The organism is Bradyrhizobium betae (genome assembly GCF_004123905.1).
In the GTDB taxonomy this organism is placed as follows: domain Bacteria; phylum Pseudomonadota; class Alphaproteobacteria; order Rhizobiales; family Xanthobacteraceae; genus Bradyrhizobium; species Bradyrhizobium betae_A.
The window spans coordinates 219031-239883 of the sequence record NZ_MZXW01000015.1 but is presented as its reverse complement, the minus strand read 5'-3'; the positions used below and the strand labels follow the sequence as shown (position 1 = coordinate 239883).

Here is a 20853-nt window from a genome sequence, read left to right as displayed (position 1 = left end):
TTGCGCGCCCAATCAAACGCGTGGGTGGAGCATGAGCACGTTCGAACACATCATCGTCGAAAGCAAAGGCGCAGTCGGCATCATCAAGCTGAACCGGCCGAAGCTGCTCAACGCGCTCTCGTTCGGCGTCTTCCGCGAGATTGCCGCCGCCGTCGACGATCTCGAGGGCGATGACGCCATCGGCTGCATCGTCGTGACCGGCAGCGAGAAGGCCTTTGCGGCCGGCGCCGACATCAAGGAGATGCAGCCGAAGGGCTTCATCGACATGTTCTCCGAGGACTTTGCCGCGATCGGCGGCGACCGCGTCGCGCGCTGCCGCAAGCCGACCATCGCGGCGGTTTCGGGCTACGCGCTCGGCGGTGGCTGCGAGCTCGCCATGATGTGCGACTTCATCATCGCCGCCGATACCGCAAAATTCGGCCAACCCGAAATCACGCTCGGCACCATTCCCGGCATCGGCGGCACCCAGCGCCTGACCCGCGCGATCGGCAAGTCGAAGGCAATGGACCTCTGCCTCACCGGCCGCATGATGGACGCCGCGGAAGCCGAGCGAAGCGGGCTCGTCAGCCGCATCGTGCCCGCTGACAAGCTCATGGACGAAGTCATGGCCGCGGCAGAGAAGATCGCTTCGATGTCGCAGCCCGCCGCCGCCATGGCCAAGGAAGCGGTCAACCGGGCCTTCGAGACCACGCTCAGTGAGGGCATGAGCGTCGAGCGCAACCTGTTCCATTCAACCTTCGCGCTGGAAGATCGCTCCGAGGGCATGGCGGCGTTCATCGAGAAGCGCAAGCCGGTGAACAAGAACCGCTGATACCGGCGAACGGTCAGGCTGGTGTAAGGCTCTGCCACCTTCCCGCAGAAACCCTGTGACGCACCTGCAACAAGCACGGAATAGATGGGGGTTTTCCCCGCGGCAGTTTGCCTGCGGGACCCCGGCTGGTTAAACAGTTAAGAGGCCACCGTCGGCGGGGGCGGACAGCCGGTGTTTTGCAGGATTACATGATTGGGCGTACCGCCAGAGCTGGTCGCGTGATGACGCGACGTCGACCGGGCGTGGGTCCTGTGCTTGCGACATGGGCCACGCTGGCGCTCTGTTGCGCCCTGCCCTCGGCTGCACGGGCGGAAGCCCTGCCCGAGGCATTGGCAAAAGCCTACCAGACCAACCCGCAGCTCAATGCCGAACGCGCGCGCCAGCGCGCCACCGACGAGAACGTGCCGCAGGCGCTCGCCGGCTACCGGCCGCAGATCGTGGCGAGCCTCAGCGCCGGCCTGCAATCGGTGCGCAACCTTTTGCCCGACAACACCATCCAGACCGCCAATCTGAAGCCGTGGATCATCGGCGTCACCGTGACGCAGACCCTGTTCAACGGCTTCCGCACCGCCAACAACGTGCGCGCCGCCGAGCTCCAGGTCCAGTCGGGCCGCGAGGCGCTACGCAATGTCGGCCAGGGCGTGCTGCTCGACGCGGTCACTGCCTACACCAACGTGCTGGCAAACCAGTCGCTGGTCGAGGCGCAACGCTCCAACGTCGCGTTCCTGCGCGAGACGCTGTCCGTCACCCAGCGCCGCCTCAACGCGGGCGACGTCACGCCGACCGATAGCGCACAGGCCGAGGCGCGACTCAACCGCGGGCTCTCCGATCTCAACGCCGCTGAAGTCGCACTCGCGGTGAGCCAGGCGATCTATGCACAGGTGATCGGCAATGCGCCCTCGCAGCTCCGGCCCGCAGAAGTGGTCGACCGCTATCTGCCGAAGAGCCGCGAGGACTCGCTGACGATGGCGATCCGCGAGCACCCGGCGGTGATGGCCGCCGGCTTCGACGTCGACGTCGCCTCCACCAACATCCGCGTCGCCGAGGGCGCGCTGCTGCCGAGCGCCAGCGTCCAGGGCAGCGCCAGTAAGAGCCGCAACAACGACCCGACGCTCGGCACCTTCGCCGAGGACCAGGCCTCGATCGTCGCCAATGTCACCGTGCCGATCTATGACGGCGGCCAGGCCGCTGCGCAGACCCGGCAGGCCAAGGAAATCACGGCGCAGAGCCGGCTCGTGCTCGATCAGGTGCGCAACCAGGCGCGCACGGCGGCGACCAGCGCGTGGGTTGCCAATGAAGGCGCCAAGATCGCCGTCTCGGCCTCGGAGTCCGAGGTGAAGGCGGCAACCGTCGCGCTCCAGGGCGTGCAGCGCGAGGCCGCCGGCGGGCAGCGCACCACGGTGGACGTGCTGAATTCGCAGGCCGATCTGATCCAGGCCAAGGCCCGCCTGATCGGCGCGCTGCGCGACCGCGTGATCGCCTCCTACACGCTGCTCAGCGCCGTCGGCCATCTCGACGTCAAGACCTTGAGCCTGAACACGCCGGACTATTTGCCCGAGGTGCACTACCAGCAGGTTCGCGACGCCTGGCACGGCCTGCGCACGCCGTCGGGGCAGTAGTAGTTTCAAATCTGTTGGCTTGGTACCGATGAAAAGCCGCCGCATCCATCTGATGGGAGCTTCGGGCTCCGGCGTGACGACGCTCGGCCGCGCGCTCGCGGGCCGGCTTGCGCTGCCGCATCACGACACCGACGACTATTTCTGGCTGCCGACCGCGCCGCCGTACCAGACGACGCGTCCCGCGACAGAACGCCTGCGCCTGATGCGCGAGATGTTTCTGCCGCGTCTCGATTGGGTGCTGAGCGGATCCATCACCGGCTGGGGCGACGAACTCGTTCCGTTGTTCGATCTGGTCGTCTACATGACCACGCCGCGCGACACCCGGCTGAAACGATTGCGCGCCCGCGAGGCCGCTCATTTCGGCGCTGACGCCGTCGCGCCGGGCGGCTGGCGCCATGAAGAGACTGAATCCTTCGTGGAATGGGCCTCCCATTACGAAGCCGGCGATCGCGAGGGCCGCAATCTCGCCACGCATGAAGCCTGGCTCGCGGGCCTGCCCTGCCCGGTCGTGCGCGTTGACGGCTCACGTCCACTTGCGGACCTTGTCGAGCAGGTATGCAGCGAAGCGGAGCAGCTGCCGGGCTGATGTGATACCGTTCTCTACGATAACCAAATAAAAATCAGGGAGAGAACCGTGCTCAATCGACGCAATGTCCTGCTTGCCTCCCTCGCCGCCGGAGTAGCCATGACCAACAGAGCCCACGCCCGCGCGGCGCAGCCCGCGACGCCGGTCAATTTCGAGGTCCCGACACACGCCTGCGACTGCCACACCCATATCCACGGTGATCCCGAAAAGTTTCCGTTCTTCGCCGGGCGCGTCTACACGCCCGAGCTGGCCTCGCCGGAAGAGATGGCCGCGCTGCACAAGGCTCTGCATATCGAACGCGTGGTGATCGTCACCCCCAGCGTCTACGGCACCGACAATTCGTCGACGCTGTTCGGCATGAAGGCGCGCGGCGCGAATGCGCGCGGGGTCGCCGTGATCGACGACAAGACCACCGAGGCCCAGCTCGATACGATGCAGCAGGACGGTTTTCGCGGCATCCGCATCAACCTTGCGACCGGCGGCATCAGCGATCCCAATGTCGGCCGGGCCCGCTTCACCGCGGCCGTCGAGCGCATGAAGGCGCGCGGCTGGCACGTGCAGCTCTACACCACGCTGCCGATGATCTCGGCGATCAAGGAGTTGGTGCTGGCCGCGCCCGTACCCGCCGTGTTCGATCATTTCGGTGGCCTCGAGGCTTCGCTCGGCGTGGAACAGCCGGGATTTTCCGATCTTGTCGCCCTCGTCAAATCCGGCAAGGCCTATGTGAAGATCTCCGGCGCCTATCGCTCGTCGAAGCTCGCGCCTGACTACCAGGACATGGTGCCCTATGCGCGCGCGCTGATCGCGGCGAACCCCGATCGAATCGTCTGGGGCACCGACTGGCCGCATCCTGATTCCGCGCAGGTGCCGGGACGCAAGGCCACCGACATCGCACCACTCCACCAGATCGACGACGGCGCGTTGCTCAACCAGCTTCCGGTGTGGGCGCCTGATGCGGATGTGCGCAAGAAGATCCTGGTCGACAATCCCGCGCAACTCTACGGGTTCTGAGTCGCGACAAGTGCAATTAGGTCCAACGGCGCGCGACATCTTTTCACGTCGCGTCGTGGAACTGTTGTCGCGAGAGCACAACGTCGCCGGACTCACATGAACGTGTTTGAGTTCCCTTTCGCTTCTCACCCGTATGGTTGAAGCGACAATTCGTTTTCGCCGGTACGCACGCACACAGATTTCATCTGTTCGTGCGGTCGCATGCCTTTATCGCATTATCTTGCCGCGCTTTTGTCCGGCATCGGAATTGGTTTCACTGTCGCCGCCCCGATCGGGCCCATGGGCATGCTGTGCATTCAGCGCACCTTGGCATCGGGCATGGCGACCGGCCTTGCAACGGGCTTTGGTGCTGCGACCGTGCATCTTGCCTACAGCGCCTTTGCGGTTCTGGGCCTCGGCTCGCTGGCACAGCCATGGGTCGAGGCGAATGCTGCAGGCTTCAGCATCATCTCGGCGCTGACGTTGCTGTGGTTTGCGATGCGGACGCATCGCGGTTCCATCTCGCTTGAGGAGAGGGGCGAGATCGACAAGGTGCGACTCACCCGCGCCTATCTCAGCGCCATCGCGCTTGGCTTCACCAATCCGCTCACAGTCATCCTGTTTCTGGCGGCCCTGCACGCATTCTCGACGCAGGCAGCGGCGGCACCGCTCGTCGCGGGAGTCTTCGTGGGCTCTGCGGTCTGGTGGATGATACTCAGCACCATCGTCGCAACCGCGCGATCACGGCTGACGCCCCGAATGCTGTCGCTCAGCAGCCGGTTCGCGAGCCTGATGCTGCTCGGGCTCGGCACCAGCATACTGGTGCGGATCGCTCAGCGAATGTTGTGACGGACGGCGGTTAGCGGGCGCGGCGGGAGAAGAAGGAGATCAGCACCGGCAGCGTCACCAGGATCACGACCGGCGCCAGCATCATGCCGGTGACGACGACGACCGCGAGCGGCTTCTGCACTTGCGAGCCGATGCCCTCGGACAGCGCCGCCGGCAGCAGGCCGACGCCGGCGACGACGCAGGTCATCAGCACGGGCCGGAGCTGCAACTCGCCGGTGCGGATCACCGCGCTCATGCGGTCCATGCCTTCTTCGATGAGCTGGTTGAACTGCGACAGGATGATGATGCCGTCCATCACGGCGATGCCGAACAGCGCGATGAAGCCGATCGCCGCGGAGACGCTGAAGGCGGTGCCGGTGATCAACAGTCCAAGCACGCCGCCGAAGATCGCCATCGGAATCACGCTCATGGCGAGCAGCGTGTCGGTCATCGAGCCGAAATTGAACCAGAGCAGAACGCCGATCAGCGCCAGCGAGATCGGCACCACGATCGACAGCCGGCGGATCGCGTCCTGGAGATTGCCGAACTCGCCGACCCAGTCCATGTGCGAGCCGGGCGGCAGCTGCACCTGGTCGGCGATCTTCTGCTGCGCCTCGCGGATGGCGCTGCCGAGGTCGCGCTCGCGCACCGAGAACTTGATCGGAAGATAGCGTTCCTGCTGCTCGCGATAAATGTAGGCCGCACCCGAGACGAGGCTGATGGTGGCGACCTCGCTCAGGGGAATCTGCGTCACGGTGCCGTTCGGACCAGGCGCGCCGATCCGCAAATTCTGGATCACCTCGGCGCTCCGGCGGAATTCCGGCGCGAGCCTAACGATGATCGGGAAATGCCGATCGGAGCCGGGCTCGTAGATATCGCCGGCGGTGTCGCCGCCGATCGCGACCTTGATGGTGGCGTTGATGTCGCCAGGCGCAAGGCCGTAGCGCGCGGCCTTGGCGCGGTCGATGTCGATCTGGATGGTCGGCTGTCCCAGCGAGGTGAACACCGCAAGGTCGGTGACGCCCTGGACCGTCGACAGCACCTGCTTGATCTTGTTGGCGGTGTCGGTCAGCGCCTGGAGATCGCTGCCGAACAACTTGATCGAGTTCTCGCCCTTCACACCTGAGACGGCTTCGGAGACGTTGTCCTGGAGATATTGCGAGAAGTTGAACTCGACACCGGGGAAGCGGTCGTCGAGCTGCTTGAGCAGCTGCGCGGTCAGTTCTTCCTTGTCGTGGGTGCCGGGCCACTGGCTCGCGGGCTTGAGCGGCGCGAAGAACTCGGCGTTGAAGAAGCCGGCGGCATCAGTGCCGTCGTCGGGACGGCCATGCTGCGACACCACGGACTCGACCTCCGGCCGGGCCCGGATCAGCTTGCGCATCTCGTTGACGTAGCTGTTGCCTTCCTGGAGCGAGATGGTCGGCGGCAGCGTGGCGCGGATCCAGAGATTGCCCTCTTCCAGCTTCGGCAGGAACTCGAGACCGAGCAGCCGGCTCAGCGCGACCGTCATCAGCACGAGGCCAACCGCGGCCCCGAGCATGATGCCGCGATTGGCGACCGCCCAGTTCAGCACGGGCATGTAGATCCGATGCAGGATCTGCATCACCTTGGTCTCGGTCTCCTGGACATGCGCGGGCAGGATGATCGCTGACAGCGCCGGGGTGACGGTGAAGGTGGCAAGGAGGCCGCCGGCCAGCGCATAGGCATAGGTGCGCGCCATCGGTCCGAAGATGTTGCCCTCGACGCCTGACAGCGTGAACAGCGGCAGGAAGGCTGCGATGATGATGGCGGCGGCGAAGAAGATCGAGCGCGACACGTCGGCCGCGGCGCTGAGAATGGCGTGGCTCTTCATGCCGAACAGCGTCTCGGGCGACATATGCTCGGATTCAGACACCGGCGTCGTCTGCGTCAGGCGGCGGAAGATCGCCTCCACCATGATGACGGTGGCATCGACGATCAGACCGAAATCGATCGCGCCGACCGACAGCAGGTTGGCCGATTCCCCGCGCAGCACCAGGATGATCACGGCGAAGAACAGCGCGAACGGTATAGTAGCGCCGACGATCAGCGCGCTGCGGAGATCGCCGAGGAATATCCACTGCAACAGCACGATCAGAAAAATGCCGACCACCATGTTGTGCAGCACGGTGTGGGTGGTGAGCTCAATCAGGTCGCCGCGGTCGTAGATGCGCTCGATGCGCACGCCCGGCGGCAGGATGCTGGAGTTGTTGATGGTCTGAACGAGCTGGTGGACACGCTTGATGGTCGGCGAGCTCTGCTCGCCGCGGCGCATCAGCACGATGCCCTGCACGATGTCGTCGGAATCGTCGATGCCGGCGATACCGAGACGGGGCTTCTGCCCAACGGTGACTGTGGCGACGTCCTTGACCAGCACCGGATTGCCGTTGGTCTGGGCAATCATGGTGTTGGCGAGGTCGTCGATCGAGCGGATCAAGCCGACTCCGCGCACCACGGCCGATTGCTGGCCGATATTGACGGTGTTGCCGCCGACATTGACGTTGGAATTGCTGACGGCCTGAAGCACTTGCGGCAGCGTCAGGCCGTTGGCGACCAGCTTGTTGTTGTCGACCTGGAGCTCGTAGGTCCTGCTCTTGCCGCCCCAGCCGGTGACGTCGATCACGCCGGGCACGGCGCGGAAACGACGCTGGAGGACCCAGTCCTGGATGGTCTTGAGGTCGAGGACGCTGTAGTTCGGTGGGCCGACCAGACGGTAGCGGAAGATTTCGCCGATCGGGCTCAGCGGCGAGATCTGCGGCTGCACGTTGCCCGGCAGCGGCGCGAGCTGCGCCAGGCGGTTCAGGACCTGCTGCAGCGCCTCGTCATAGGTGTAGGCGAAGGAGAACTGGAGCTTGATGTCGGACAGGCCGTAGAGCGAGATGGTGCGGATGGTCGTGAGGTTCTTCAGACCCGCGACCTGGGTCTCGATCGGGATCGTGATGTAGCGCTCGATCTCTTCCGCCGACAGGCCCGGCGACTGCGTCACGATGTCGACCATCGGCGGGGTCGGATCGGGATAGGCCTCGATGTTGAGCTGGTTGAACGCAATCAGGCCGCCGATCAGCACGGCGACGAACATGCCGACCATCAGGAAGCGCCGGTTGACGGCAAGGGCGACGAGGCGATCCATTCAGGTCTTCAGTCTGGCTTTTCAGTTTCTTGGGTCGTCGATCAGCTGCCGGACGCCGCGCGGTCGATGAACAGGCTGCCCTTGACGACGATCTGCTCGCCTGGTTTCAGGTTGCTCGTGACTTCGACGAGGTTGCCGTTGATGAGGCCGATCTTGATCTCGCGCAGCTCGACCGACTTGTCCTCGCGCGCGACCCAGAGGCGGACCTTGTCGGCTTCATAGATCAAGGCCTGCTTTGGCACCGCCGGCGCGGCGCGGTCGCCGGCCGAATAGATCGTGACGTTGGCGAACATTTCCGGCTTGAGCAGGCCGTCCTTGTTGTCGATGGTGGCGCGCACCAGCAGGCGGCGGGTGCTGGGATCGATCGCGGCGGCAACGTAGTTGATCTTCGCGGTCAGCGGACGGCCCGGCAGCGCCATCACGTTGACGGTGATGTCCTGTCCGATGCACACGGCGGCCGCGTCGCTCTCGCGCACGAAGGCGGTGAGCCAGACGGTCGAGAGATCACCGACCACGAAGACCGGATCGCTGGCGCCGGAATTGACGTATTGGCCGGGGCCGATCTTGCGCTGCACGACCGTGCCCGCGATCGGCGAATAGATCGTGATCTCCCGATCGATGACGCCCTTGTCCTGGAATGCCTTGATGGTCTCGTCGGTGAAGCCGAGGATGCGCAGCTTGTTGCGCGCGGCCTCCAGCGCCGTCCCCGAGGAGCGCATGTCGTTCTGCGCCTGGACCTGGGTCGCCTCCGCCTGCTGATAGTCCTTCAGCGGAATGGCGTGGCCTTCATAGAGATCCTTGGCGCGCTTGAACTGGATGTCGGCAAGGTCGATCGCCGACTTCGCCTTGTTCTGCGAGGTCATCGCCGCGATGAAATCGTTCTGGGCCTGCACGGTGTCGGCGGCCTCGATCGTGAACAGCGGTTGGCTTTGCTTGAGCATCTCGCCCGGCTTGGCGAGCAGCTTGGTGACGCGTCCCGCATAGGGCGAGAACACCGGTGTCGAACGGTCCTCGTCGACCGCGACCTTGCCTTCGGTGACATATTCGGCCCGGAAGGTCTTGGCCTTGACCGGCTCGATCGTCAGCGTCGCCCATTCGGACGGCGTGGGCGTGAAGTTCTGCGCATTCCTGCGCGATTGGCTGGAGATCTCGGAGTGGCTCTTGTCCTTGGTCCCCGCATAGAGGAAGCCATAGGCGCCGGCGCCGGCGAGTGCCAGTAAAACTACGGATGTGATCACCCGTTGTTTTGTAAGCACCTGCAATCTCTTGGTATTTTCAACTACCATGGGGCCCGGTCATGTCAGCGACGATCTCGGCAAACGACTGCCTCATCGGTCGCGCTAATAGTGCCGAATTGGTATTTCAAACAACCTAAAAAACGCCGGGCGCCTTTCGGTTTGCGTTAAAATTTTGCGACACGTCAGCTTCACGTCAGTTTCGAGCCGGCCACTTCGCGGGATGACTGCCAAGCGGCATCGCCGGACGGCTCCATTGCGCCGGCGTCTTCGACAGCAGCGCCGAATGATGCACCGCCTTCAACGTGCCGAAGCCAGATGGCATGCTCTCGATGAACGCAGCATGTACGGCTTCCCCCGTAAGATCCGGGGTATTCAGCCCGCCGTCGAGCCGGCCGAGTTTCCACAGCCAGCGCCCGGTCTGGGCCAGCGACACGCGCACGTGCCAGCTGCCGCCTTCGCTGGCCTGGCGGATCTTGGCCATCATCGCGCCGAAGGCCATCAGATAGCCGGTGGCGTGGTCAAGCATCTGCGCCGGCAATTCCTTGGGACCGTCGATGCCGGCAGCCTGCCCCTCGGCATGGTTGAAGCCGGTGGTGGTCTGCACCAGGGAATCGAAGCCGCGCCGCTCGGCCCAGGGGCCGGCATGGCCGTAGGCCGACAACGTGACGTAGACGATGCCGGGATTGATTTTCGCGGCGTCCTCCGGCGGGAAGCCGAGGGCGGCAAGCGCACGCGGGCGATAGCCTTGCGAGAAGATGTCGGCGTCTTGCAGGAGCTCGCGCATTTGCGCCCTGCCCGCCTCGCTCTTCAGCGCGATGAACGTCGTGAGCTTGCCCCGGCCGGTATCGATGGTGAGCCAGGGAATGGCGGGCAGTTCAGGCCCCGAGACCAGCAGCACATCCGCACCGTGCGCGGCGAGTGTGCGGCCGGCGACGGGGCCGGCAATGACGCGCGAGAGATCGAGCACGCGCAGACCTGAGAGCGGACGATCGCCTTGAGGCCACGGCTTTTTAGACCAAGGCTTTGGCGGGGCCTCGCCGATCTTCTCGATCGAGACCAGCGGCAAGTCGGCGAGCGCACGTGCCTGTGGCAGCGCCGACCATTCGTCGTAGGAGCGCATCAGGGCAACGACGCCGCCCGCGGCATAAGCCGCGGTTTCAAAATCCTCGCCGTTCCACTGCATCAGCGCGGCCTGCACCTTCTCGCGCTCGGGCACGCAAGCCAGCACCTTGCAGACGGCATCGCGGTGATGCGGGAAATTGGTGTGGCAGCGGACGAAGCGGTCGTCGCCGGTTTTGTAGACGCCGGCGATGGCGTCCCAGGCGGGAGGCGGCGGCTTGTCGTCGACGCGCAAATAACGCTCGGAGCGGCATTCGGCGACGGCATGGCGCATGTCGACAGTGACATCCTGCGCCTCACCGCTGCGCAGCCGCCATATCTCGGCGGCGGCGAGGCCGGCCGCGGCGATCGCCGTCTGTCCCGCGACGGCGACGCGAAACGAGGACGGGATCTGCGGCTCCGCACCCGTCAACCGCACGCGCGAGAGCGCGGCCTTATCGCCCCCGGCAGAGGTCCAGATGTCCTTGAGAATATCGGCGGGGCTTTGCATAGCCGCTTCTCTCTTTTCGGAGTGAGCATGATCTTTTCGGAAAACCGCTGCGCACTTTTCCGGATCATGCTGTAGTTTTGGCACGATCTCATTAGCACATAAAGGAAGGCAATGGCCGCCATCGACCCCCTCACCGCAGGCGCCGTGTTCATCGCAACGGCGGCCACCGACGCAGTCTATGTGATGTTCACCTCGGCCGTAATCGCGCGAAAACGCGTGCCGGCGGCGAACTGGAGCGCGGTCTGGTACCTGCTCTCCTCCTACGCCGTGATCAGCTACACGGAAAATGCGTTCTATGTCGCTTTCGCGGCGCTCGGCTCCTGGGCCGGCGCCTACGCCTCGCTGACCTTCCTGCACCGCCCGCCCGGCGGCCCGCCGGTGGGCGCAGCGCCGGAGTGAGGGGCGCGTTGCTCTCTCCACGTCATTGCGAGCGCAGCGAAGCAATCCAGGGTCTTTCCGCGGAGGGATTCGGGATTGCTTCGCTGTGCTCGCAATGACGGTGTGGAGGCTTCTGCGTCTCTCCTGAAGCGGCTACACTCCTGCACCAAGAAAAAGGAAAACCAAACAATGGATCTGGGTCTCAAGGGCAAGAACGCCATCGTGCTCGGCGGCACGCGCGGCATCGGGCGGGCGATTGCGGCAACGCTGGCCGGTGAAGGCACCAATGTCGCGGTGTGCGCGCGCAACGCGGAGCAGGTTGCGGCGACCGTTGCCGAGCTGAAGGCGAGCGGCATCCGCGCCACCGGCGGTTCGGTCGACGTCACCGACGGCGCGGCGCTGAAGGCGTGGGTCGAGGGCGTGGCAACGGAGCTCGGCGGCATCGACCTGCTGTTCGCCAATGCCGGCGCCATGGCGCAAGGCCATGATCCCGCATCGTGGGAGCAGAACTTTCGGCTCGACGTGCTCGGCGCCGTGCATGCGTTCGACGCCGCGCGGCCGTTCCTGGAAGCCAGCGGCGAAAAGAGCGGCGATGCCGCCTTCGTCATCATCTCCTCGATCGCGGCGGCGCAGGCCGATTTCGCCAGCTCCTACGGCCCGATCAAGGCGGCGCTGATCCACATGGCCAAGGGACTGGCGCGGCAATACGCCAAGAAGAAGATCCGCATCAACGTGGTCTCGCCCGGCACCGTCTACTTCAAGGGCGGCGTCTGGAACATGATCGAGCAGAACGCGCCCAAGCGCTACGAGGATGCGATGGGCCGCAATCCGACGGGGCGCATGGCCACGCCGCAGGAAATCGCGAGCGCAGCGGTGTTTTTGGCGAGCCCGGTGTCGGGGTTTACCACGGGATCGAATCTCGTGGTGGACGGCGCGATCTCGAACCGGGTGAATTTTTAGAGGGCTGCGCGTCCCTGCCGACCCGTCATCCTGAGGTGCGAAGCTTGCGATGCAAAGCATCGCAAGGAGAGCCTCGAAGGATGCACGGCCCCGCTGCTGCAGCCGGGCCGTGCATCCTTCGAGGGCCGCTGAAGAAGCGGCCACCTCAGGGTGACGGTCGGAGCGATGTTGTCAGCAACAAAGCTCAATGAAAATCCCGCGACGGCGGCAGGATGCGGACGTTGCGGGGGTGGCGGTGTTTTTGCGCAGGCCTATCCGCGGGGGCGCGGGGGTCTTCGTTGAGCGGCTCGATCACGGCGGCGCCTGCCGGGACCGGATGCTTGCGGCTCAATGCGTCGTTGGCGAGGCCGACCAGATCGTGCGAACGGTCGATCATGCGCTGGGCGATGAGATGCGTCACCTTCTCCGGGCTGCTCTGGATATAGCCCTGGACCTCGATGAGGCGCGCGCCCATCACCTCTTTCCGGTACTGCTCCATGATTTTTGGCCACACCACGACGTTGGCGATGCCGGTTTCGTCTTCCAGCGTCATGAACACGACGCCGCTGGCGCTGCCCGGCCGCTGCCGCACCAGCACCACGCCGGCGCAGCGAACGCGGCGCCGCTCGTTCTCATGGCTGATCTCCCTGCAGGCCACGACACGCTCGCGCGAAAACATCTCGCGCAAGAATTCCATCGGATGGCCTTTGAGTGACAACCGGATGGTCTGGTAGTCCGCGACCACCTGCTCGGAGCGCGGCATCACGGGCAATGGTTTTGCGTGCTCATCCGGCTGCTCGCGCGCAGTCGCCGCCTCGAACAGCGGCAGCGGCACGTCGTCCGGCAGCCGCCGCACCTGCCACAGCGCCTCGCGGCGATCGAGCCCGAGCGAGCGGAACGCGTCGGCGTCGGCCAGCAGAATCAGCGCGCGCTTGGGTAGCTTCGTGTCACGAGCGAAGTCTTCGAGCGAAGTGAAGGGACCGCTGTTGCGAGCATCGATGATGAGGTCGGCCCAGTCCTTCTGAGTGACGTAGACTTTGTCTTGTCGCTTCGCTTGCTGCCTCTTGAGTTCTTCCTCATCCGGATCGAGCCAATGAAAACCGTCGATCTGGCGAAAACCGAGACGCACGGCGCAATATTTTTTGTCAGTATTCTCCAGCGTGTTCTGCGCAAAGCTGTAGGACACGTCGATGTCGCGCACCTCGACGCCGTTCTTGCGGGCGTCGCTGACGATCTGCGCAGGCGCGTAAAAACCCATCGGCTGCGAGTTCAGCAGGCCACAGCAGAAGGCATCCGGATGATGATACTTCAGCCATGAGGAAATGTAGACGAGCTGGGCAAAGCTCGCAGCATGGCTCTCCGGGAAACCGTAGGAGCCAAAACCTTTGATCTGGTCAAAGCAGCTACGAGCAAAATTAGGGTCGTAGCCGCGCGCGACCATGTTGCCGATCAGCTTCTCCTCGTATTGGCCGATGGTGCCGACATTGCGGAACGTTGCCATCGAGCGGCGCAGGCCATTCGCTTCTTCGGAGGTGAATTTCGCCGCCTCGATCGCGATGCGCATCGCTTGTTCCTGGAACAGAGGCACGCCTTTCGTCTTGTGCAGAACCTTGTAGAGCTCGTCCGCAGGACCGTTCTCGGGCGATGGCGAGGGATAACGCACCTCCTCCTGACCGTTCCGCCGCCGCAGATACGGATGCACCATGTCCCCCTGGATCGGCCCGGGCCGCACGATCGCAACTTCGATAACGAGATCGTAGAAGGTCCGCGGCTTCAGGCGCGGCAGCATGTTCATCTGTGCGCGGCTCTCGACCTGGAATACGCCGAGCGACTCTCCGTCACACAGCATGTCGTAAACCTTGGGATCGTCCTGCGGGACGCTCGCCAAAACCCAGCGCTTGCCCTTGTGCTGATCGATCAAATCAAAACACTTCCTGATGCAGGTCAGCATGCCCAGTGCGAGCACGTCGACCTTCATCATGTTGAGCGCGTCGACGTCGTCCTTGTCCCATTCGATGAAGGTGCGGTCATCCATTGCGGCGTTACCGATGGGGACATAGGTGTCGAGCCGGTCCTGCGTCAGCACATAGCCGCCGACATGCTGGGAGAGATGGCGCGGGAATTCGATCAATTCGGTCGCAAGCTCGACCGCGAGGTTGATCATGGGATTTTGCGGATCGAGCCCGGCCTGCCGGACCTGCATGTCGTTGAGGCCTTTGCCCCAGCTGCCCCAGACGGTATCGGCGAGCGCGGCGGTGACATCCTCGGTCAGGCCCAGCGCCTTGCCGACGTCGCGGATGGCGCTGCGCGGGCGATAATGGATGATGGTGGCGATGATCGCGGCGCGGTGGCGGCCGTAGCGGCGATAGACATATTGCATCACCTCCTCGCGCCGCGAGTGCTCGAAATCGACGTCGATGTCGGGCGGCTCCAGCCGCTCCTTGGAGATGAAGCGCTCGAACAACAGATCGACCTTGGTCGGATCGACCGAAGTGATGCCGAGCACGTAGCACACGGCCGAATTCGCCGCTGAGCCGCGTCCCTGGCACAAAATGTTCTGGCTGCGCGCATAGTGCACGATGTCGTGCACGGTGAGGAAGTAATGCGCGTATTTCAGCTCGGCGATCAGCGCGAGCTCTTTCTTCAGGGTCGCGCGCAGCTTGTCGTCGATCTTTCCATTGAAATATGTCTGCACGCCCGCCCAAGTCAGATCCTCCAGATGCCCCTGCGCGGTCTTGCCCGGTGGCACCGGCTCGTCCGGATATTGGTATTTGAGCTGATCCAACGAGAAGACGATGCGATCCGCAAAGCGCATGGTCTCCGCGATCGCCTCAGGGAAATCGCGGAACAGCCGCGACATCTCGCGGGGCGTCTTCAGAAAGCGCTCGGCATTGGCCTCCAGCTTCCGTCCGACCGCCTCGATCGTGGTCTTTTCCCGGATGCAGGTCAGAACATCCTGAAGCGGCCGGCGGCCGGGATCGTGATAGAGCACCTCGTTGGTCGCAAGCAGCGGCACCTTTGCTTTTGCGGCGAGATCATCGAGTCCTGCCAGACGGCGGCGGTCGTCGCCGCGATAGATCAGGCTCGCCGCCAGCCAAACGCCCTCCGCGCGGCTCGCTTTCAGCTTTGCAAGAATATCCAGCGCCTGCGCCGGCTCGAAGCGATGCGGCAGCGTCAGGACCAGCAGCTGGCCTTCGGAAAACTCCAGAAGATCGGCGAAGCTGAGACGGCATTCGCCCTTCTCGATCCGCGTAATGTCATCGCCGCGCTTGCCTCGGGTGAGGAGCTGGCACAGCCGGCCATAGGCGGCGCGGTCGCACGGATAGACAAAAATGTCGGGCGTGCCATCGATGAAGACGATGCGCGTACCGATCAGCAGCTTTGGCTTGTGCAGCACCTTGTCATTGTCGAGCTCCTTCCAGGCGCGCACCACGCCGGCAAGCGTGTTGTGGTCGGCAATGCCGATCACGGGGATGCCGAGGGCGCTCGCCTGGTGCACATAGGCGCGCGGATCCGAGCCGCCGCGCAAAAAAGAAAAGTTCGTGGTGATGCCGATCTCGGCATAAGCTGATGTATTCATGCGAAGAGACCGTGCACATACCAGCCGGGGGAAGCGGGTTTGCCGTCGCCGTCGAACACTTCCCCCTCGTAAAGACCGTCGCGAAAAATCCAGAAGCGCAGGCCCTCGGCATCCTCGATGCGGAAATAATCCCGCGTCAGTTGCTTGCCGTCCTGCCGCCACCATTCCATCGCGATGCGCTCGGGTCCCTCCACCCGCACCACCGCATGTTTTGCACGCCGCCAGGTGAACTGATGCGGCGGGCCGTCAGGCACGGTCGCGAACGGCACCGTCACCGGCTCGGGCTTGTCGAACAGCCGCAAGGGACGCAGCGGCGGCTCGCTTTCGACGCGTGCGGGCCATTCAGCCTGCATGGCGGCAGCGAGATGATGCTGCGCGGGCGCGGCCAGCACCGCGCATTCGGGAATATGGGTATCCTCAGGCAGATGCACGACGACGCGCTTTCCGCCGATGCGGGCCGCGATGCGGTCGATCAGCGCAGCAAGCTCGTCATTGTTATGGACATGGGCGTCGAGATCGCGCTGCTCCTGCACCACGATCTCGGTGCGGCTCGCCGACAGCCGCACCATGTCGAAGCCGAAGCCGGGATCGAGGGGATCCGCGAGCGCATCGAGGCGCTCGCGGAACAGGCGGTCAATGACCGCGCTTCGCGTCACCGGACGCCCGGTCTCGACCATGATCGCGCGTACCACGCCGTCAGTGCGGAAGAACGAAGCCTCAAGGCGCCGCGCGCCCTTGCCCTGCTTCTCCATCGAGGCGATCAACGTGTCAGCGAGCCGCGACAACGTCATCGCGATCATGGTGTCGGTCGCGATCGGCTCGGCGAAACGTTTTTCCACGATGTAATCCGGCAGCGGTTTTCGCGGGTTGATCGGCGCATCGCCCTGCCCCAGCGCATGCGCGAGCAGCGTGGAAAACCGCGCGCCGAACCGCGCCGTGATCTCGCTCGGCGCGCGTGAGGCGACATCGCCGATGGTCTTCAGACCGGCCCGGCGCAGGCCGGTGGTGATGGCCTCGCCCGCACCGAGCGCGGACACCGGAAACCGGTCGATCGCCGCCGCCTCGCCGCCATCGGCCACGATGGTGCCGGAAGATTGCCGCGTCAGCGTACGCGCGCAGACCGAGGTGCCCGCAATCGCCGCGCTGACGGCAAAGCCCTGGCGTGCGAGCGCACGGACCAGCGTCTGCAACAGCGCGGCTTCGCCGCCGAACAAGTGCGCGCAACCGGTGATATCCAGAAACAGCCCGTGCGGCGGATCGAGCGCCACCAGCGGCGTGAAGCGATCGCACCAGTCGGCGATGTCGCTGAGCGTCTTCACATCGGCCACGACATCGGCGTCAAACACTTTCAAGTCCGGGCACATCGCCCGGGCATTCGCCAGTGGCTGGCCGATATGCAGACCGAGACGCTCGGCGGCCTCGTCCAGCGCATGGATCACCAGCGCATTGCCGTCCTTGATGACGACGATGCTGGGATCATTGGTTTTACCCAGCGCGCCGAAGAACCGCTGGATCCGGTCGATGGGCAGACGCGGCAGCCACAGGCTGAGGATACGTCGACGGTTCACTGAACTGGCACTCATCACATTTCCATTCCATGATCCACCGGCCGCACGGGCCATGACGATTGCGCAACAGCTCGGCATCGAAGCGCGGCGCGCCCCAGGCGCTCCACGCGGAGCCCGGCGGCGAATGCGCCGCGCGCAGCATCCATCGCGTCTCCGCGGTCGAGGGCAAAGGTTGCGCGGCCATCCGCAACATCAGACCCGTGACGCCGGACGCTTGCGCGGCCAGCGTCAGCTTGCGGCTCGCGACGAGATCGAACTGCCTGATATCGCCCCAGAGCTCGAGCACGACGGCGCCCAGTGCATCGCAGGCAAGCGCATCGGCCGCAGCGCGGAGCGCGCTCTCGACATCGGCGGCGCGCACCATCACCACGCGGCGCGGATCGAGGCCGAGCTCGGCGAGCCCGCTCATCGACAGCGCGCCGGTCTCGCGTTCCGAAAAATCCTGCCGTACCCATAGCAGCGGTTTGCGCGCCGTCACCCGGCCCGCGAGCCCGGTGACAAAACCCGTCGCTGCTGCACCCTGCCGCCCCTCGCAAAACACTTCATGGATCGCCGCGCGCGCGAGCCCGCCTTTCAACGCGGTGTCGGCCTCGCGATGGCCGAGCGCGACGCGATCGTGCTGATGCACGACCTCCGCCGTCTCGATGCGCTCGATCTGGCCGCGCAAGGTTGCAAGCGCGCTTGTTCGTGCGCCGCTCATCTACGCCGCTCCTTCAGAGGTGATTGCCGAAGGCTCTCAAAAAGAGAACCAGCGGCTGGCTCATTTGTTCATGATATGTTCTAATATAAAGCTAACGGGATCGGGTGAGTCAATCGAATTGGTGCTCATCCGGATTCGTAAGTTGAATCAAAGGGATTCCGGGATGGACGTACAACGCAAGCTGGAAATTCTGGCGGACGCCGCCAAATACGACGCATCCTGCGCCTCCAGCGGCACCGAGAAGCGGGATTCCAGCGACGGCAAGGGCATGGGCTCGACGTCGCCGGGCATGGGCATCTGCCATTCCTACGCGCCTGATGGACGCTGCATCTCGCTGCTCAAGGTGCTGCTGACCAACGCCTGCAATTACGATTGCCTCTATTGCGTCAATCGCGCTTCTTCGAACGTGCCGCGTGCCCGCTTCACCATCGACGAATTGGTCAAGCTGACGCTCGACTTCTACCGGCGCAATTACATCGAGGGGCTCTTCCTCTCCTCCGGCATCATCCGCAATCCTGATTACACCATGGAGCAGGTGGTCAGCGTCGCGCGAAAGCTGCGCGAGGAGCATCACTTCCGCGGCTACATCCATCTCAAGACCATTCCCGAGGCCGACGACGCGCTGATCGCGGAAGCCGGCAAATATGCCGACCGCCTCTCCATCAACATCGAGATGCCGGAGGAAACGAGCCTCCAGCAATTCGCGCCGGAGAAAGACGTCCGCGCGATCCGCCGCACCATGGGCCGGCTGCGGCTGAAGCTGGACGAGGCCGAAGAAAGCCGCAGCGCGAAGACAAAGACAAAACCGCAGCGTTTCGCACCGGCCGGCCAAAGCACGCAGATGATCGTCGGCGCAGATAGCGCCTCCGACCACACCATTCTCCACAGCAGCGCCAATCTCTACGGCTCCTACCGGCTGAGGCGCGTCTATTACTCCGCGTTCAGCCCGATCCCCGATGCCAGCCGCGCGTTGCCCCTGCGCGCGCCGCCATTGCTGCGCGAGCACCGGCTCTACCAGGCCGACTGGCTGATGCGGTTCTACGGTTTTGACGTTGCGGAGATCGTCGACGACAGCGCGATGCTGCCGCTCGACATCGATCCAAAGCTCGCCTGGGCGCTGCGCCACCGCGACCGCTTCCCGCTCGACGTCAACCGCGCCAGCCGCGAGGAGCTGTTGCGTGTGCCGGGCTTCGGCACCAAGGCGGTCGAACGCATCATCGCGACGCGGCGTACCACCACGATCCGCCTCTCCGATCTCGCGCGGCTGCACGTGCCCAAGCACAAGGCGCTGCCGTTCATCGTCCTCTGCGATCACCGCCCCTCACCGCATCGCCTCGACGAGGCGCGGCTGATCGAGCGGTTCAAGCCGAAGGCAACGCAATTGGGGTTTGGCTTCTGATGCAGTACATCACCCTCGACACCGAAACCGATTTCGCTGGCTGGCGCAAAGCTGCACGTCACCTCGTGCTGCATCATGTGCAGCCCACCGATGTCACCTGGACCGTGCAGGGCGGCGAAGCCGAGTTGTTCGCACCGCCCGCGCCGTCTCCGATCCTCGAGGTGAACGACGGCACCTTCACCGTATCAGGCAAATTTGTCGATCTCGCGAAATCAGCGATCCTGCATCGCGACCCCGAACGCTTTGCGATCCTCTATCGCCTGCTGTTCCGGCTGAAGGACAATCACGATCTCATCGAGGTCGCGACCGACCCTGATGTCGCGCAAGTCATTGCGATGGCAAGAGCGGTTCATCGCGACGAGCACAAGATGCATGCCTTCGTGCGTTTCCGCGAAATCGGCCGGGAACGCGCAGCGCATTACGTTGCCTGGTTCGAGCCGGAACATCACATCGTCGAGCTCGCCGCGCCGTTCTTCGCAAAGCGCTTTGCCGACATGCCCTGGTCGATCCTCACACCCGACCTCTGCGCGCATTGGGACGGCCACGCCCTCTCGTTCACCCCCGGCGTCAGCAAGAGCGAGGCGCCGGGCGAAGACCGGTTGGAGGAAACCTGGCGGCGCTACTACGCCAGCATCTTCAATCCGGCGCGGTTGAAGGTGAAGGCGATGCAGAGCGAGATGCCGAAGAAATACTGGAGGAACCTGCCCGAGGCTTCGATCATTAAACCCCTGATCGAGGACGCCGAGCGCATGACCGGCGCCATGATCGCCAACGCCGCAACCGATCCGCACAAGCCTCAGAAGCGGCCGGAGGCTCCGATGACACGCAAGACCGTCACTGACGATCTCGAAGCGCTCCGCGAGGAAGCCGCGCATTGCCGCGCCTGCCCGCTCTACAAGAACGCGACGCAGACCGTGTTCGGCGAAGGGCCAAAGAACGCCACCATCATGCTGGTCGGCGAGCAGCCCGGCGACAAGGAAGACCTCGCCGGCCGTCCCTTCGTCGGTCCGGCCGGCCAGATGCTCGACCGCGCGCTGGAGGAAGCTGGCGTCGATCGCAAGAAGGTCTATGTCACCAACGCAGTCAAACACTTCAAATTCGTGCCACGGGGAAAGATCCGCCTGCACCAGAAGCCGGCGACGCCGGAGATCAGGGCGTGCCGGCAATGGTACGAGCGGGAAGTTTCGGCAATCCGGCCCGAGCTGATCGTGGCGATGGGCGCCACCGCCGCGCAAAGCGTGTTCGGCAAGATCAACCCAATCGGCAAGACCCGCGGCCGGCTCATAGACCTGCCCGATGGGTGCAAGGCGCTGGTGACAGTGCACCCTTCCTATCTGCTGCGGCTGCCCGATCCGGAAGCCAAGGTGCTGGAATATCAGCGCTTTGTCGAAGATCTGAAGATCGCCGCCGGCTTGCAGAGGAAAGCCGCACGCGCCGCCTAAATATAGGTGGGAAAGCGA

15 protein-coding genes are annotated in these 20853 nt (G+C 64.3%); 9 read left to right on the top strand and 6 right to left on the bottom strand.

All coding sequences use genetic code 11. The annotated features are described in order from the left end of the window. The first annotated feature begins 31 nt into the window (after positions 1-31). The 5 genes from B5V03_RS08915 (at position 32) to B5V03_RS08895 (ending at position 4855) form a co-directional block, all read left to right on the top strand. Positions 32-811, top strand: coding sequence for an enoyl-CoA hydratase (locus B5V03_RS08915; protein WP_129269228.1), 780 nt, complete (start codon positions 32-34; stop codon positions 809-811). Positions 812-1032: 221 nt separating this feature from the next. After that, positions 1033-2430, top strand: coding sequence for a TolC family outer membrane protein (locus B5V03_RS08910; protein ID WP_164987882.1), 1398 nt, complete (start codon positions 1033-1035; stop codon positions 2428-2430). A gap of 28 nt (positions 2431-2458) precedes the next feature. Continuing rightward, complete coding sequence (locus B5V03_RS08905; RefSeq protein WP_129269224.1) at positions 2459-3016, top strand: hypothetical protein; 558 nt, start codon at positions 2459-2461, stop codon at positions 3014-3016. Positions 3017-3064: 48 nt separating this feature from the next. Further along, the gene (locus tag B5V03_RS08900) at positions 3065-4027 is read left to right on the top strand and encodes an amidohydrolase family protein (protein ID WP_129269222.1); all 963 of its coding nucleotides are present in this window, start codon (positions 3065-3067) and stop codon (positions 4025-4027) included. Positions 4028-4228: 201 nt separating this feature from the next. Then, the gene (locus tag B5V03_RS08895) at positions 4229-4855 is read left to right on the top strand and encodes a LysE family translocator (protein WP_129269220.1); all 627 of its coding nucleotides are present in this window, start codon (positions 4229-4231) and stop codon (positions 4853-4855) included. Between the two features lie 10 nt (positions 4856-4865). Here the strand turns inward: B5V03_RS08895 and B5V03_RS08890 are convergent, their stop codons facing one another. The 3 genes from B5V03_RS08890 to B5V03_RS08880 form a co-directional block, all read right to left on the bottom strand. Then, positions 4866-7982 carry an efflux RND transporter permease subunit gene (locus B5V03_RS08890; RefSeq protein ID WP_129269218.1) on the bottom strand — a complete coding sequence of 1039 codons (3117 nt, stop codon included), beginning with the start codon at positions 7980-7982 and terminating at the stop codon, positions 4866-4868. Positions 7983-8023: 41 nt separating this feature from the next. Then, complete coding sequence (locus B5V03_RS08885) at positions 8024-9268, bottom strand: efflux RND transporter periplasmic adaptor subunit (protein ID WP_129269216.1); 1245 nt, start codon at positions 9266-9268, stop codon at positions 8024-8026. 145 nt (positions 9269-9413) lie between these two features. After that, positions 9414-10829, bottom strand: a complete 1416-nt coding sequence (locus B5V03_RS08880) for a CoA transferase (RefSeq protein WP_129269214.1) — start codon at positions 10827-10829, stop codon at positions 9414-9416. Between the two features lie 111 nt (positions 10830-10940). On the opposite strand from B5V03_RS08880, the gene B5V03_RS08875 reads away from it, so the two are divergent. Together B5V03_RS08875 and B5V03_RS08865 are read left to right on the top strand one after the other, a co-directional pair. Continuing rightward, on the top strand, positions 10941-11228 hold the full coding sequence (locus tag B5V03_RS08875; RefSeq protein ID WP_129269212.1) for a hypothetical protein: 288 nt from the start codon (positions 10941-10943) through the stop codon (positions 11226-11228). Between the two features lie 168 nt (positions 11229-11396). Beyond that, positions 11397-12167, top strand: a complete 771-nt coding sequence (locus B5V03_RS08865) for an SDR family NAD(P)-dependent oxidoreductase (RefSeq protein WP_129269208.1) — start codon at positions 11397-11399, stop codon at positions 12165-12167. A 184-nt stretch (positions 12168-12351) separates the two neighbouring features. Here the strand turns inward: B5V03_RS08865 and B5V03_RS08860 are convergent, their stop codons facing one another. The 3 genes from B5V03_RS08860 to B5V03_RS08850 are packed head-to-tail and all read right to left on the bottom strand — an operon-like array spanning position 12352 to position 17994. Continuing rightward, on the bottom strand, positions 12352-15726 hold the full coding sequence (locus B5V03_RS08860; protein ID WP_129269206.1) for an error-prone DNA polymerase: 3375 nt from the start codon (positions 15724-15726) through the stop codon (positions 12352-12354). Continuing rightward, positions 15723-17309, bottom strand: coding sequence for a Y-family DNA polymerase (locus tag B5V03_RS08855; RefSeq protein WP_164987881.1), 1587 nt, complete (start codon positions 17307-17309; stop codon positions 15723-15725). Before B5V03_RS08855 ends, B5V03_RS08860 begins: the two co-directional genes overlap by 4 nt. Beyond that, complete coding sequence (locus tag B5V03_RS08850; protein ID WP_129269204.1) at positions 17212-17994, bottom strand: ImuA family protein; 783 nt, start codon at positions 17992-17994, stop codon at positions 17212-17214. Before B5V03_RS08850 ends, B5V03_RS08855 begins: the two co-directional genes overlap by 98 nt. A 163-nt stretch (positions 17995-18157) precedes the next feature. On the opposite strand from B5V03_RS08850, the gene B5V03_RS08845 reads away from it, so the two are divergent. Together B5V03_RS08845 and B5V03_RS08840 are read left to right on the top strand one after the other, a co-directional pair. Continuing rightward, on the top strand, positions 18158-19393 hold the full coding sequence (locus tag B5V03_RS08845; protein ID WP_129269202.1) for a putative DNA modification/repair radical SAM protein: 1236 nt from the start codon (positions 18158-18160) through the stop codon (positions 19391-19393). Beyond that, the gene (locus B5V03_RS08840; protein WP_129269200.1) at positions 19393-20835 is read left to right on the top strand and encodes a UdgX family uracil-DNA binding protein; all 1443 of its coding nucleotides are present in this window, start codon (positions 19393-19395) and stop codon (positions 20833-20835) included. The genes B5V03_RS08845 and B5V03_RS08840 overlap by 1 nt, the downstream gene beginning before the upstream one ends. Positions 20836-20853: the final 18 nt, after the last annotated feature.